Origin of the sequence: Vibrio cincinnatiensis (assembly GCF_022113815.1) — a bacterium.
Lineage (GTDB): Bacteria > Pseudomonadota > Gammaproteobacteria > Enterobacterales > Vibrionaceae > Vibrio > Vibrio cincinnatiensis_A.
In genome coordinates this window covers 106,636-121,763 of the sequence record NZ_SGOM01000006.1, presented here as the reverse complement: position 1 = coordinate 121,763, position 15,128 = coordinate 106,636, and the positions used below count along the sequence as shown (strand labels likewise).

At 43.4% G+C, this 15,128-nt stretch carries 15 protein-coding genes; 2 read left to right on the top strand and 13 right to left on the bottom strand.

Annotated features, from left to right (window positions below; translation table 11 throughout):
* Positions 1-14: 14 nt before the first annotated feature.
* The 12 genes from EXA13_RS09530 to EXA13_RS09480 form a co-directional block, all read right to left on the bottom strand.
* A complete protein-coding gene (locus EXA13_RS09530) occupies positions 15-1,808 on the bottom strand; it encodes an alpha-amylase family protein (protein ID WP_238132962.1) in 1,794 nt (597 codons plus the stop codon).
* 188 nt (positions 1,809-1,996) lie between these two features.
* The gene (locus EXA13_RS09525; protein WP_238132961.1) at positions 1,997-3,655 is read right to left on the bottom strand and encodes a pilus assembly protein TadG-related protein; all 1,659 of its coding nucleotides are present in this window, start codon (positions 3,653-3,655) and stop codon (positions 1,997-1,999) included.
* The gene (locus EXA13_RS09520) at positions 3,655-3,918 is read right to left on the bottom strand and encodes a DUF3613 domain-containing protein (RefSeq protein WP_238132960.1); all 264 of its coding nucleotides are present in this window, start codon (positions 3,916-3,918) and stop codon (positions 3,655-3,657) included. The genes EXA13_RS09525 and EXA13_RS09520 overlap by 1 nt, the downstream gene beginning before the upstream one ends.
* Positions 3,903-4,586 (bottom strand): tetratricopeptide repeat protein, encoded by a 684-nt coding sequence (locus EXA13_RS09515; RefSeq protein WP_238132959.1) that lies wholly within the window; start codon positions 4,584-4,586, stop codon positions 3,903-3,905. The genes EXA13_RS09520 and EXA13_RS09515 overlap by 16 nt, the downstream gene beginning before the upstream one ends.
* Entirely contained in the window at positions 4,587-5,456 is an 870-nt protein-coding gene (locus EXA13_RS09510) for a type II secretion system F family protein (protein WP_238132958.1), read from the bottom strand.
* A gap of 11 nt (positions 5,457-5,467) precedes the next feature.
* Complete coding sequence (locus tag EXA13_RS09505; RefSeq protein ID WP_238132957.1) at positions 5,468-6,343, bottom strand: type II secretion system F family protein; 876 nt, start codon at positions 6,341-6,343, stop codon at positions 5,468-5,470.
* The gene (locus tag EXA13_RS09500; RefSeq protein WP_238132956.1) at positions 6,340-7,602 is read right to left on the bottom strand and encodes a CpaF family protein; all 1,263 of its coding nucleotides are present in this window, start codon (positions 7,600-7,602) and stop codon (positions 6,340-6,342) included. Before EXA13_RS09500 ends, EXA13_RS09505 begins: the two co-directional genes overlap by 4 nt.
* 16 nt (positions 7,603-7,618) lie before the next feature.
* Positions 7,619-8,794 (bottom strand): type II and III secretion system protein family protein, encoded by a 1,176-nt coding sequence (locus tag EXA13_RS09495; protein WP_238132955.1) that lies wholly within the window; start codon positions 8,792-8,794, stop codon positions 7,619-7,621.
* Positions 8,791-9,744: a Flp pilus assembly protein CpaB gene (gene cpaB, locus EXA13_RS09490; protein ID WP_238132954.1), complete on the bottom strand. Its 954-nt coding sequence runs from the start codon at positions 9,742-9,744 to the stop codon at positions 8,791-8,793. The genes EXA13_RS09495 and cpaB overlap by 4 nt, the downstream gene beginning before the upstream one ends.
* 9 nt (positions 9,745-9,753) lie before the next feature.
* A complete protein-coding gene (locus EXA13_RS09485; protein WP_238132953.1) occupies positions 9,754-10,290 on the bottom strand; it encodes a TadE/TadG family type IV pilus assembly protein in 537 nt (178 codons plus the stop codon).
* Positions 10,291-10,301: 11 nt separating this feature from the next.
* Positions 10,302-10,700 (bottom strand): prepilin peptidase, encoded by a 399-nt coding sequence (locus EXA13_RS16975; RefSeq protein WP_430794484.1) that lies wholly within the window; start codon positions 10,698-10,700, stop codon positions 10,302-10,304.
* Between the two features lie 23 nt (positions 10,701-10,723).
* Complete coding sequence (locus EXA13_RS09480) at positions 10,724-10,957, bottom strand: Flp family type IVb pilin (RefSeq protein WP_238132952.1); 234 nt, start codon at positions 10,955-10,957, stop codon at positions 10,724-10,726.
* A gap of 534 nt (positions 10,958-11,491) precedes the next feature.
* On the opposite strand from EXA13_RS09480, the gene EXA13_RS09475 reads away from it, so the two are divergent.
* Both EXA13_RS09475 and EXA13_RS09470 read left to right on the top strand, forming a co-directional pair.
* Positions 11,492-12,775, top strand: a complete 1,284-nt coding sequence (locus EXA13_RS09475) for a collagen-like triple helix repeat-containing protein (protein ID WP_238132951.1) — start codon at positions 11,492-11,494, stop codon at positions 12,773-12,775.
* A 60-nt stretch (positions 12,776-12,835) separates the two neighbouring features.
* Positions 12,836-14,485 (top strand): POTRA domain-containing protein, encoded by a 1,650-nt coding sequence (locus EXA13_RS09470; protein ID WP_238132950.1) that lies wholly within the window; start codon positions 12,836-12,838, stop codon positions 14,483-14,485.
* A gap of 60 nt (positions 14,486-14,545) precedes the next feature.
* Here the strand turns inward: EXA13_RS09470 and copI are convergent, their stop codons facing one another.
* Positions 14,546-15,100, bottom strand: coding sequence for a copper-resistant cuproprotein CopI (gene copI, locus EXA13_RS09465; RefSeq protein WP_238130770.1), 555 nt, complete (start codon positions 15,098-15,100; stop codon positions 14,546-14,548).
* Positions 15,101-15,128: the final 28 nt, after the last annotated feature.

The window sequence follows — 15,128 nt, the reverse complement described above, 5'->3', positions numbered from 1 at the left end:
ATATAAGAGTGAGCTCAGTGCAATTCAATAAAATGCGTTGAGAGCGGCGTGAAATCTAGCATCAAATACGCTTCTTGTTCGCAGACTTTGAGAGTCAAAAGGCGCTGATTTAGATGATCGAATGCGGTGTGTTGACCCTGCGTTAATTGCCAGTGCTGAACAAGGCTGTGCGGTAATTGCAGTTTGACGGTTTGAGTGTGGTGAGCACTGAAATTGGCAGCAATAATCAGTTTTTGTTCAGAATTAGAGCGGGCAAAAGCAAACAGCGTATCCTTATTTTTGGCAAAGTTAGGCCAATTTTCTGCGTATAAGTCGTGATAGTCGCCCATTAATGCTGGGCTGTCTTGGACCAAGTTCATTAATTGGCAATAGAATTGGCGTAGAGCGCGTTGTTGGTGATTTAACTGCCCACCATCAAACTTGCCTCCATTCATCCACTTTTGGTGCTCGGGTACACCAATGTAATCAAAAATAGAGGTGCGAGAGGGTTGCCCGTATCCAGCTTGTTCTGCTGCTGGCTCTCCGACTTCTTGGCCGAAATAGATCAAAGTGGGCGCGCTGGATAAACAGGCTGAAATGAGCATTGCGGGTCGCGCTTTATCGCCATCACCAACAAACTCGGGAGAGGCGATCCGTTGCTCATCATGGTTTTCTAAAAAATGCAGCATGTGATGCTCAATATCACGCATTTGATATTCAAGTGCCCCAATGATTTCGGTTGAGGCGGAGCCTTGCATAATCGCTTTCAAACCATCGTATAAATCGACTTTGTCGTACAGATAGTCCATTTTCCCAAGTTGAATATAATCACGATAGAGTGAGGGTTGATAGACTTCAGCCATTAAGAAGGCATCAGGATTTTCATGTTTAATGGCTGAATTCATAAAACTCCAAAATTCAATGGGCACCATTTCTGCCATATCATAACGAAAACCATCCACCCCTTGATGGAGCCAATACCGTGCAATATCTCGAAATTTAAGCCATGAATCAGGCACGGATTTATCTTGCCAAAACGCAAAATGATCGTGATAAGAGAGCCAACGGTAACGCTCAGGCAGGAGAGGAAAGTCCTTCTCTCCCTCTGGGGTTATTCCATAGTTAATTTTAACGGTTTCATACCAATCTTCAGCATCAGGTTGTGCTTGGCGTGAACCATTGCCTGTCCATTTCGCTGGATATTCACGATAAGGCTGAGCCAAATCAGGATGATCTTTGCCACCCAGTGGTTGACGTTCACTGGGTAAGTCTGGCAGTTGAAAAGCTTTCTTTGGCAGGTAATAAAAATTGTTATCCCGCGCATATTCAACGCGAGTATCGTCTTTTGCGCCAAAATCACACACACCATCCGGGTTATTTAAGCCTTGGTAGTGGCGCGCAACATGGTTCGGAACGATATCAATGATCACTTTCATTCCCGCTTGGTGGGTGCGTTGAATCAAATCGAAAAACTCTTGATTACGTTGAGAAGGATCATCCGCTAAATCTGGGTTAACGGAGTAGTAATCTTTCACCGCATAAGGGGAACCTGCTCGACCTTTGACAATACTTGGGTGATCAGACGTTATACCGAATTGACGATAATCGGCCACCAAAGCGTGATGATGCACACCCGTGTACCAGATATGGCTCACTCCCAGTTCGGCAATCGCTTGTAGTGCTCGTGGGGTAAAATCACTGAATTTTCCCACCCCGTTTTGTGCTTGGCTTCCCCAAGGAATATTGGCGTTATTGGTATTACCAAATAGGCGAGTGAAGACTTGATAGACGGTCTGTTTACGTTTGGGTTTATGGTCTGCATACATCATCGAAAACCTAACCATTACTAAATGAAGTCATGACTAGGGTAGGGAAACTGAGCGATGTTTAACTCCTCCCTTACTCATCAATTTAGGGCGTAGAAGTAAGGAAGGGTGAAAAATGTGAGCAAGTTTGCAAAGCTTTTGGGCGATGGTTAGCGCTTGATCAGGATAAATGCAGAAAGTGTATGACCTGACTACATGATCAACCCCGTTGAAGAGGTATTGATCGACTCAACCCAAATATCCGCACCACCAAGGTCAATTCCTAATACATCTAATTGGGGGGTGATGATCTTTGACAAAATAGTCGAGAGAGCCTCTCCCACCACACTGCTAAGTGTCTCACTTACTCCCGGTAAGGTGCCAAGGCCTGCCAATCTAATATCAATATGGGTATCAAAAGTATTATCTCTGGTGATATGGGAATAGGGGGCAGAGTCAATATGGTTGGTAAATGCGAGCGTGACCAAGTGGGGTTCAGGATCTTCATTGATGACTTCAACTTCTAGAGTGGCGGTTAAGTTGATGAGGGAAAGGAGGCGTATATCAACTATAATCGGCTCCACGATCACAGAGGCTAACGAACTATGTACCATAAAGTCGGCAGAAAAATGGTCTTGCTGAGTGGTAATCCCCATCAATGTTGCCTTCGATTCTGAAGTCTTAACCCTCATAGTGATTGGAGAGGCATCCACCTGTAAACCAAGCAATGAGGTGAGAGCGGTGAGGTGATCGAGTAGCTCAAGGTCAGCCGATAATTCCAACTCAACTTGAGCATTTTTTATCTCGGGTTCATGCCCAGAAATAATCGGTAGTGTGGCAAGCCTATAGCTGGGGGGAGAGATAATATTGGTCTTCACCGTAACCTTGGAAACACCTGTAATATCAATCCCTGTCTCTGGAATTTCAACAAAATGTTGAGCATTGGATGCGTAAATGGTGGAGGTGATGAGATCTAAAGCATTGAGAGAGGTGTTGAGAGCTGCCCCATCTGTATTGGTTTTTGATAGGGTAAGGATGTCACCTAAGGTGATATTAGGAACGGTTTGCACCAGTGCCAATTTATTGAGGAGTTGATTCAACCCCTCTGAGTCGGCTTCTTCACGACTGAGCACATTGAGGTAAGTCGTTAAGATATCCCTTAGGGATATTTGGGTTTCTAATACTTCTTGCGGGCTACCTAACCCTAGATTGAGTGCAAGCTCCGTTAACACAGACCCCACCCGAATGGTACTTTGAGCTAACCCTCGGTAGCTGGCTACGGTTAGGTTGAGATCTGTACCTAATAGAATATTAAAAAGGTTATTGAGGCGTTTAGCTTCACCGTCAGCTTCATCGTCATCGTCATTTTCTTGCGGTTTTTTGAGTGACATCTGAGCCAAATAAGATCCCATTGCAAAGCGTAGAAAACCATTTTTATGGGTAGCGGCTTCGGCGGTTAAGGTCATGGTTTGGTTATTAAATAGCCCACCGGCAATCATGCTTTGTGGAACGGTTTTATAAACGACTACTTTCGCGGCTGAATAGCCATGTTCAGGCGTTTCACTGGTATCGATGGTCCAGTGATTATTGACAATGCGGGCTCGCCCCAAAGCAATGCGGATATCGTCAATTTCAGGTTGAAATTCAGCCAGCAGTTCAGCTTCCATTGAGGCTTTTTGCTGCTGCGCGAGAAAATGAGGATTGTTCTGCATAATTTTCATGGCGGCCATATCCGCAACAGATTGCAATTGTTGACGCTGAAAGGTCAACCGCGCTAAATCAAGCGCCGCTGCGCTAAATAGGACCAAACTCATGAGGGCGGCTGCTAACCAAAGCGTAATAGCCCCATCTTGGGTGTACCGTTTCATCATTATTCACCAAATTTATTTTTGATAAATTTCTCTGGAATCTCGTGAGTAAAGCTTTTGACCATTCTGGCTTGTGCCGCTTTAGCTGCTTCGGCAGAAAGTTGGTCATCATACGCAGTGGCTGAGGTGTTTTTTCTTTGCAACTCAAGCCAAAGGCGTGTTTCTGATTGATCTGGTTGTGAAACTTTAGCCGCGGTTTTTGGCTGTGCCGCTTGGCTCAATGACCAAGGCGCAATCAGGAGCAGTAATATTAACGTCTTTTCCATTTTTCCATCTCCGCAATACTTAAAGGGGTAAAGTTATTGGCTGCATTGGCCAGTTTTTGATGTTCTTGCTCTGACCATGAAAAGCGTTGTTGAAGGCTTGATGCCGCTTGCTGGCGCTCTGTTCGGTGTAGTAGCATCCACAAGTTTTTGGCCGCGACCTGATTTCGCGGGTTAAGCTCCAATGCCGTAAGAAATTCATTCCTTGCCTCATCATTATTACCGGTTAAGAGCAGAATGAAGCCGTAGTCATTACGAATGTTTGACTGTGACGGCTCAATGGAGACCGCTAAGCTGAGCCATTGGTAGGCTTCTGGATATTGGCTTTTATAACTGGCGATCAACCCTAAACCATGGGCTGCTTTTCCTTTTAAGCAAGTCGTTAACAGCATAATGTAGATTTGCTGCGCTTTATCCCATTGCTGAGTCTTTAAATAAGCGTCAGCCTCAAGAGAATCTTTTGTGATGTAGTCTCCTTTTATTTCCTGCAATAACGCGAGAGCTGAAAAGTACTGCTGGCTCTCAAAAGCTTGCTGTGCCGCTGAAAATTGTAGCCCCGTTGTTGGAGAAAACGATTCTCCACAAGCCCCCACACTTTGCGTTACGGTCGTGGGGGTTTGGCTGCATGCTGTGATTAGCATGATCAGAAAACAAGGTAGAATAGGCTTCATTTAACCTCCAAAAGCTTTCATTAGTGCTAAGGCGGCGGGGCCCCCTAAGATAATGAATAGGGCTGGAAACATCAGCACCATCATCGTGACGGAGATTTTTCCGGACATTTTGGTCACTTTTTCTTGCAGAGCGACCCGTTTTCGTTCGTAGATCAATTCAGATAATGATTGGAACGATTTTTTCAGCTCTCCCCCCGTGTCTGCTGCTTGAGAAAGCATGGTTAATAAATCTTGAAAACCAATGGATAAACTCAAGGTAGCCATATCTCGAAAGACCCATTCTCGATTTTGTCCGGCATCAATACGAGCCAAAATCAGTGAAATTTCTTTACAAATTTCAGGGGTTAGATCTTTGGCCTCTTGATGATAAGCACGCAGCATACTTTCTAAAGAAAGACCCACTTGCCAAAGAATGGACATTAAATGAATGGTGATGAGCATTTCCTCATCAATGATTCTGGCGCGTTTTTGTGCTTGGATTCGAAACCAGCGAATGGAGGCCCAAAAACCAAAAGTGATGAACAGCAAGCAATACAAAATGGTTTTAAGCATTGAATCGGAAGTGAGGAGTTGTTGCCCTGAAAATATCAGGACAAGGCTTCCCCAAACCACAAGTACTTTCAGCAGACAGAGGATCTGCTGGCGGTTGCTAATATAGCCAGCTTGGCGCATCGCAATAATGATATTGGAAAGGTTTTTTTGATGGTTTTGTTTAGAGTGATTCCACCATTGCTGAGTATGCTGAAGTAATACTTCACGCTGGGGTTTGCTTTGAACAGAAAGCAGGCGAACTTCTCGGCGAGCTAGCGCATAGAAGATCACCGATAGAAGAAAACAAGTCAGCGACAACCAGACATGTACATTGAACATACTGCTTATCCTTATAAGGTTCGAAACATTCGCCAAATCAAAATGACCCCTAAGCATTGCATGGTGATACCAAGAACCAAGGCTTTTTGTCCTTCTGGGGAGTCCCACATGTTGATCAGCAATTCAGGGTTTTGCATCATCATATAGGCGCTAACAATGATGGGGGCGCTGCCGATCACCCAAGCGGTAATTCGAGTTTCTCCAGTAATGGATTTGAGTTCTCGACGGCTGAGATCTTGTTGGCGTAGTAATTTAACTAAGCTATCCAATGACTCATTAATGCTGCCACCATAGCGAGTATTGATATTGAAGATAGAGCCAAGCAAACGAAAGGCAGAGACTCCGGTGATCACACTTTCTTTATGGAAAGCGTCTTGCAGCTCAATGCCAAGGGCTCGTCGATGCGCCACCCGCGCTAAGATGGTTTTGAGTGGTGCGGTTGTTGTTTTAGACGATTGTTCAATCGCTTGGTTGACACTTAACCCAACTTTAATGCGTCGATTGACTTGATCGACGAATGAGGGTAGTTGCTGGATCACTCGTAATTTAATATTGCTCCGTCGCCATTGAGCAATAGCAAATGTCATAAACAGGCCCGTCATAAAAGAGACTATTAAACCTATCCAACCCAATGGTTGTGCAAAAAACAGGCTAATGACAAGCAGCAAGCCAAGTAAGGAGATGTTTTTCAGTGGTGAGCGACTAAACCCTAATTGCTGTAAACGCTCCATCGTAACCATAGAATGGGCGTGTTTTTGTGCGGCACGTTTCTGGGTCGCCGTGTTTTCAACCACCGCATCATCTATGTTGTTCTTTTGGGCTAAATAGAAACAAACGCCACTCATTCCAATGGTAATAAAAGCGATGAGTAGATAGAGCGCACTCATTTTACCACCTCCAGTTGCGTGGACAGTAGCGGAGACGGGCTTGCTGTCTGTTCAAAGTGATGGTCAGTTGGGTAGTAGCGATATAAGGTTTTGGTGGTGATATTGGTGGTTTTTACATCAGAAACTTCAACGATTTCTGTGATGACACGTTTCCCATTGGCTAAGCGACTGACTTGTACAATCATATCAATAGCAGACGCGACAACTTTACGAATGAAGGTTTCACTGGAATGAAACCCAGCCAAGGTGACCATCATTTCTAAACGAATTAAGGCATCACTGGGGGAATTGGCGTGTAAGGTACTCATGGAACCAAGGTGTCCGGTATTCATGGCTTGAAGCATATCGAGCACTTCACCCCCTCGGCTTTCTCCTAAAATAATGCGGTCAGGGCGCATTCTTAATGCGTTCTTAAGCAGTTCTCTAGCGGTGACTTCACCGCAGCCTTCCGAATTGGGTGGGCGAGTCTCTAGTCGGACAACATGATCGTTGCGGAGCTGTAATTCAGCCGCATCTTCAATGGTTACTACACGTTCATGACTATTGATGTATTGGCTGAGTACATTGAGTAAGGTTGTTTTGCCTGACCCTGTTGCGCCACTGATTAAAATATTACAACGAGCTTTAACACTGCGTTGCAAAAAGGACAGCATCTCTTCTGAAAGGCTGCCGTTTCGCAACAAAAACTCGGCAGTCAAAATATCTTGTTTAAATTTTCTAACGGATAAACATGCACCATCGAGTGCCAGTGGTGGAATAATGGCATTAATTCGGCTTCCATCAGGTAAGCGGGCATCAACCATGGGGTTTGATTCATCAATTCTCCTGCCCAATGGGGAAATCATACGGCGGATCACACGAATGACATGTTCATCATTAAGAAAGTGGTGGTTGACTCGCTCTAGCATGCCATTTCTTTCCACAAAAACATGTTTGGGGCCATTGATCAAAATGTCATCAATGCTGGGATCTCTGAGCAAATTTTCGATAGGGCCATAACCGACCATTTCATCTAATAATTCCCGGGCCAACTCATCCATAGGGAAGGCGAGATCTAACGCTTGATCTTCAACGTACTGCTGAATATAGGAGGTAATGGGCAGTAAAATATTCTTCTTCTCGGAAACAGAGACATCAAAAAGAATGCCATCGTCTTCCATCCGTTCAAGCACATACTTGTGTAAACGAGCTTTAAGTTCGAGATCTAATGGGGTGTATGTCGTTTGCCCTAAAGAGTTAAACCAATTGATTCCTTGCATAGAGCCATCCTTACGCTTAGTTTGAAAAACCGATTCCGCTGGGTAAATCTTCGGGTTCACTTTGTAAGAACACCAAACCAATAAAATCAGGCTGGTACTGACGGTAGATCTCCCCCGGTAGAGGAGGAAGTTTGGCATCTTTAGCCAGAGGCTTCACAAGGTGTGGTGTAACCACCATCATGAGTTCTTTATCGTTTTTTTCTAAGCGGTTAGAGCTAAAAAAAGCGCCCAGAATGGGAATGTCACCCAACCCTGGGAAGCGGTCGGAATTTTTCATCGTATTACTGCTAATTAAGCCACTGATCACAAAGCTTTCACCATCACCGAGCTGTACGGTGGTATCGGTACGGCGAACACTCAGCCCAGGAACAATAACGCCTCCACTACTGACCCCATTGTGGTAGTTGAGTTCGCTGACTTCAGGGGCAACTTTAATCATGATGCGATCATCATGTAAGACGGTCGGTGATAGGTTGAGCCGGACACCAAACTCTTTAAATTCAATGCTGATTTCGCCGTCTTTTGAACTTTTAGGATATGGAAACTCGCCCCCTGCAAGAAAAGTGGCGGTATGTCCTGACATGGTGACTAAACTCGGTTCGGCTAAGGTATAAGCAAACCCATTCGCATTAAGCGCACTGATTGAGCTGAGTATGCCTCTAGAAGCATCACCAATGATCACGTTAAAAGCCTCAGAGAGTGGCGAAAAGTTATTATTGCTCAGCAATCCTCCTGCACCTCCTGCAAAATCCCCCCCGGCTAATGCATTGGAAGAGCCAACACCAATGGTGGTGTTGGAACCACTTTTGCCAAAGAAAAAACCTGCTTCTTTTAATGCTGATTTACTGATTTCTACCACTTTAATATCGGTTTGAACCTGTATCCCAGACTGACGAACCGTATTGGGTTGAACCTCAATGGTATGTTTACTGGGGTAGGTTTGATCTTTTTTCCAGACCAAAAGAGAGGTTTTCCCAATCGAATGCCCGGTCAGTAATAGTGTTGAGTTGTCAATCACATCTAAAGTCACCACGTTTGGGTTTGCCACGGCCGCTCTAACAATGGCCGCATCGGTGACAACGAAGTGATCTTGCATCCCTTGGGTTAACGAGAGTGTTTGGTTTGCATAGCTTTTCATTGATAACAAAAGAAAGAGAGCAATGAATAAGGTTGATATGGGGTTTATTTTCATTGTTTGCTCCACTCGTTTTTAGTCTTAACCATTGAACGTTCACTGCCTTGAATAATTTCAATGTAGCTCGCGGGCTCTCGGTAACGAGCCGTTTTAACCGCCTTGGTTGGGCTAGGTTTGGAAGAGGGGGACTGGAAGCGTTTTAGATCCACCGTATAGTGTGAATGTAGTGGGTCGGCTGTATTTTTTGATGAAGTCGAATCTGAAATACTGGCGGCCTCAAGTGTGGTGAGTGTTGGCTCAGCAGACGAAGCGATGACGTTTTCAGTCCGCATTCTTTCTTGGCTGCCGACTGCCGCAAGTCTTAATTCTCCTGCGCTATCGGCTAAAAGAATAAGCGGAGCGATACTTTCGTGGATGGAGAGGACGACCGACTTAGCATTGGCTTCTCGGTGAGCTCCTTCTGCATTTGTGACATGCTCGCCCACCGCGAGGACTAAAACATGGCTGGCGACCCTTCTCGCCGTGGTGTGTAACCCAGACTCTTTATTGGGTTTTAGTAGCAGCATAATATCAACCCGATCGCCGGGTTGTAGATAGCCACCAACGGTCATCACTTCATTCGCTCGGATGGCAATGGCTCGATAATTTTCCGGCAATTCGCCCATAATGGGGTGCACTTCAGCGAGCAAGTTTTGGGTGAGTAAGGTTTCTTGCGTCACGGCACGCGTCAGGCGTTTGCCGATGGCCATTTCAGGTGAAGAAAGCATCTGTGTATTCGCTTGTAGCGTAGCAAAAGGAACCAAATGGTCTCTTGTAATTAACTGCCCAGCAGGAAGCGACTGACTAAATTTCCAACCCTGATAGAGTGGGCGTTCGGCTTCGTTTTCCTGCCCAACGGATGCATTGGAATGGCTTAAATACCCTAATACCGCAAACACTAAGGCCAGAATAAATAGCGTCACGGCGGTAATTTTTAGCCACTGAGTTTTATTAATATGACTGTCCATGTTGTGTTCCTAATTCAGTTTCAATACTGCTGATGCCATGATTTGGTTGGGAAAAACCGATCCCTCTCCGGGAATGAGCCCATCAATAATGTTTAGCGGTAAAAAGGGGGTGGAATGATAGTTAGGCAAATTAATGATGACCTTACAGCAGCCCCCCCCTTCAATTGTGGTCAATGTGATCAGCTCTTCTTTATCGGGCAACGTGACGCCAAACAGAGTCCATTCATCACCGGATGTTTCACTGGCAAACCCTTTGATGACTTGTAGTGCATGGGTTTGTACTACCGGTTTAATTTGAACCAATAAGGTTTCATCTTGACAGCCTGCTGAGGAAAAATAGCACTCTTCATCCACATAAGAGACAGCATGTCTTATGCCTTCTTTTGCCGCATGGTTAAATAAACTAGCCGCAAAAAAAATCATGGAGTAGTGGATAATGGCAAAAAGCAAAATAAGGATAATAGGCAAGAGAAAAACGGTTTCTATTGCGACTGATCCTGCTTGCTTGTTATTGAATCCATTGTGATAAGTTCGTAAGCGAAGCATATCTACTCCTATTACAGGGTAATAAAACCATATGCACCATAAGTAAAAAACAGAGAAGGAACAAAAGGGGCTTCCTGTCTTTTATTAAAAAAGAGATAGCTATAAATAATAAACAATATAAAACAAGCACTAAGAAAAATTAGCATATCTAATAATGATAGAATACACGATATACCCAGCAGTATTTTTATATCCGCCGCCCCGAAAGTGCCTTTTAAATAACCGGGTACGGTTAGTAGCAGTGTTACGAGTATGGCGTTAATGTCAAAGTTAATATTCACTTCAGAATAAAAAACATAAGAAATTAAAGGCAATAACATGAGAGTAAAACTGAGTAGGTTAGGTACCCTCATGGTTTTTATATCGTAAAGACTTGCGACTAACAGCAACCCAATAAAAAATAAAAACAAATTTAATAGTTCACATACTATTATTAACCATCAATAGCAGTACCAGTACCAGTACCTGGTAGCGCGTCTTTAACGGTATTTAAAATCCCTTCAATACGATCGGCAATATTGTCATCACCAGTGGCAAAGATAGCAATTGCAATCGCGGCAATGGTGGCGATGATGGCGTACTCAATACCAGAAGCCCCTTTGTTATCGTAAAGGAATGCACAAACTTCACACCATGATTTTATTATTAGTTGTTTGATAATAAACATAATTTAGCCCTCACGTTGTTTATTCTTTTTGATTACGTGCTGATGATCGCCCAGAGAGAAGTTCCATTTTTTGATCATTTTTGTGCACTTGGTTCAAATTTAAGACTAGACAGTTTTTATCGAGTAAAGGTTTTTTTTATGCGATCTATGTCACATGTTGAAATGAAACTAGTAGAACTGAAACACTGACTTTTTGTGTGGTTAATTAAACTGGGTTGAAAAGGGGAAATAATAATTTGTGTTAAGTGAATGAGTTAGAAAATAGTGATTTAATTTTGAAAAATAAATATATCAATGAGCTGGATTTTTTATAAAACTTGGCTTAGATATTTAATCTGCATCATTGTAAAAACCTTAAAAATAGTTCCCATCTATTTTAAGGTATGTAAATTAAAAACTGAGCATTAATCAGTAATGGGTTGCCATTAACGAGGCTAGGTGAATGATCGATGGTTTTATTGGCAGACGTTGGTCAATAATGTCGGAGTATATCGCTATTTTCCTTTTTAATCGGCAAACCAGAGGAGAAGGATCATGGCTGTTTCTATGCGTTTTTTAGCAATGTTATTGTGTTTTCCCCTGTTATTTGTTGGTTGCGCAGGAACAAGCACAATAGCCAGTAATAATTCAGAAGAGGAAGATGTGTCTGAGCCTAATGACGATGACCAAACAGAAACTCAGACATCAAAAAATATTATCACAGAATCGGGGGCGGTGATTTCCCAGAGTCAGTTAACCGAGAATTTGGATAGCATTACCACAGGTTCAGGCGAAATTTTAGTTAACCTAGGGAATGTGGTCTCCACACTCGGTGAAGGAGTTCCTATTGTAAATCAGCAGCTTGCACTCGACGATTCCTATTTAACCACGACGCTACAAGGCGTTTCTGAAGCATCCACGGGAGTGGGGACAACGGTTGTTTCTACCGGTTCGGCCATCCAACAATTGGATGCTTTACCTGTCTTTGTGCAGTTGAATAACCATACCGGGCTGCTCACCTATACCGGGGAAACGGTGTCCAGCTTAGGGGGCGAAGTGGAAAGTCTTGGTGAATGGCTGACTCTGCATACCTCTGAATCGGGCGGCCTCTATGGTTTGTCTGAGCACCTTTCTGCGATGACGGCTCCCGTCGTTATGCAGGCTAATGACATGATTGACCTGAAAGGGAATGCATTGATTTTATTTGAAGATTTGGGGAGTGCGAAAACACAACTACCGAAATTTGTTTATGTCTCTGGGCATTCTGTGGGGGCGGGAACCAAAGCGCTATTAATGGACACCCAAGGCATTGTGCAAGATTTAGGGACCGTATTTGTAGGAGAAAATGGTATCACGGCTCTATTACTTGAACAAAATGGTAAAGATCGTTTGTCAGAGTTGGGGTTAGATAAGGAGCTCTTTGAACAGGTAAACGTGGATGAACTTCCTCTCTGGTCAGAAAATGAACCACACTTAACGCTTGAAGTTGAAGCGCTATTGGAAGGGGACATCGCTATTGTGACACAGAATTTAGGCGACATGCTTAACCTTGGCCCGAAATTGGATGACGTGGTCAATGGCACCTCGATCATCGATAGAGAGTCACTCGGGCTTCCTGAATCGCTCATCTCCATTGATAAGCTACTGGATGAAAAATCACAGCGATTAAGTGACTTGGTTGATAGGGTCTCGAGTGTGACACAAAATAAACTCTTAGAGGATGTGAAAATAGCGGAAATTATTCCTAATGATACGCTTTCCGTGATCTCAGAGTCAGAGAATAAGGGATCATTATTAAACTCTTTAAAAAGTAAACTGATTAAACCGATTTTAGAGTAATGGTTTGCTGCGATATATCACTTTATTCTGAACCCATGCGGGTTCAGAGAGGCGCTCTGTATGATAAAAAACCATTCAATAGGTTGGATCTTATTTGCTCTGTTTACGCTTCCCTTGCTGAGCCGAGCAAATGAGCCACCTTTGATCGTCAAACCAAAGAAAAATGAAGACTATGAAAAACAGATTTATTCTCCAGCGGATATTGAACCTATACCTCAGGAGATCTCCGTCGATAAAAAGTCTGGCACAATATCATCCATCCATTTTCTTGGCGGAGGAGCGATCGATTTAGTGGATTTAGCCAAAGTGGTTGATTTTCTCACTCATCAATCTTATTCGGAGCCATTATTAAAGGATGCTCTAGAGCGGATAAACCAACTATACCAAGAAAAAGGGATTGCCTTATCTTATGCCACCATCCAGAAAAATCATTTTATGGATGGAAAGCTCACTATCACCTTAGTTGAAGGGTATATTGCAAGAACAGAAATTATTGCCACTCATCCATCTATCAAGGAACGGGTCGCGCATATTCTTGAGCCTTTAGTTAATGAGCGTCCGTTGACTCAAAAGCGTTTAGATCGGGCTGTTTATCTTCTTAATCAGATTCCGGGTTATCGCTTTTCTATTGCTTTGCCAAGGCCCAAAACCTTGTCGGGAGCGACCAGTATTCGAACTACAGTACAAGAGAGGCAGGTCTTTGAACCTTTTGTTGGTTTTTCTTCACAGAAAAATGCCGATAAAAATATGTCTGTAGGGTTACAGATTCATCCGGCTTTGGGTTATATCGATACTCTCATTGTTTCAGGGTTAGTACCGTTAGAAAGCCAAGAAAAGGAAGAGTACTACTCTGTGGGCATTCAGAGTGATTGGCAGATGAATGGTTTGAAAAGTCGGTTGATGGCGGATTATTTTTCAGATGAAAACAGAGAAACACTGACATTTAATAATGGAGAAATGGATTATAGCCATCACCTTAATAGGAAAAGTATCAGCTTGGCACTCTCTTATCCGATGTTGATTCGGCAAGATCAACAGCTGCTTTTGAAATCTAGCGTTTTATACGAAAAAGAGTCACGGAAATATGATTTCCATGCACTAGGTTCATTAAATGAAAAGCTCCATTATGGCTTGGCTAATCTTTATATCGATTATTATAAAATCAAAGAATCTATGATTTTTTTTACAAATTTGGGGGTAAATACCAGCATTACCCCTTGGTTTGACTATCAATCTGAAATTAATAGCTCTGATCGCTATGACGAAGATTTTATCTTTTATGAAGCGAACCTTTATGGGTCCTATGAAACCAATACCCGTTGGGTAATGTCTTTTAAAGCGAATGCCATATACAGTCAGGATCATTTGGTTTCGAGCCAGCAACCCAGCTATGGTGGCTTTTATTATGGTCGAGGTTATAAAGAAGGCGAATTGAAAGGGGATCAAGGGGTGGGGGCAGAAATAAAAGTGATGAAAAAACTGCAGCTAAGAGAATATTATTTTAACCCTTATCTAGTTTTTGATTACGCTTATATTGATCATGTTGAACCCTCTCTTTTGGCACATGATGATATTGCTTCGTTTGCGGTAGGCTCAGAAATGGGGATCGGTGAGCAACTGAATATTGGGTTAGAATATGCAGAACCGATGCGCGATCGTGATAAACATTCTGGTGGTATTTATAACCTTAAAATTGTCTGGCAATTATAGTCATACCGTTTTCTAAGGTAAAAAAGGAAGCCAATGTTAGGCTCCCTTACGTTTTGTTCATTAGAGCTGAATTTTTTTCACCATGCCTGCTTCTGCATGGCCGGGGATATTACAGGCAAGTTCGACCTGTCGCTCACCATGAAAATGCCAAAGTAATTGCTTGGCTTTACCGGGGGCAACCGTGACGGCTCGGCCGGAATCGTGATCGTGGTGCATGGTCATTGTGCGCATCATTTGGCGATGCTCCAACTGCTCTTTGGCTGAACCAATCGCAAATTCATGATCAATCTTCCCGGTATTCATCACCACAAACTGGACGACATCATTGGGTTCGATGGTGACCTCTTTTTTAAAGGTGATCGTCATATCATCACTTAATATGACATGGACGACTTTATCCGGTTTGGCCCCTTTTGCTGGCATACCAACCTCAGACATATCATCCATTCCTGCCATATTAGCGTGGTCCATTTTCATGGTGCCCATATGCATTGTTCCATGATCCATTTGGCTGTGGTCAATGCTGCCGTGCTGAGCTGGTGAATGATCCATCTTAGCGGCCAATACAGAACTGGCAGCCAGTGTCAGCGTGAGTGCGAGTAACGGTGTTTTCATGTCATTTCCTTTTCGGTTTGTCATCATA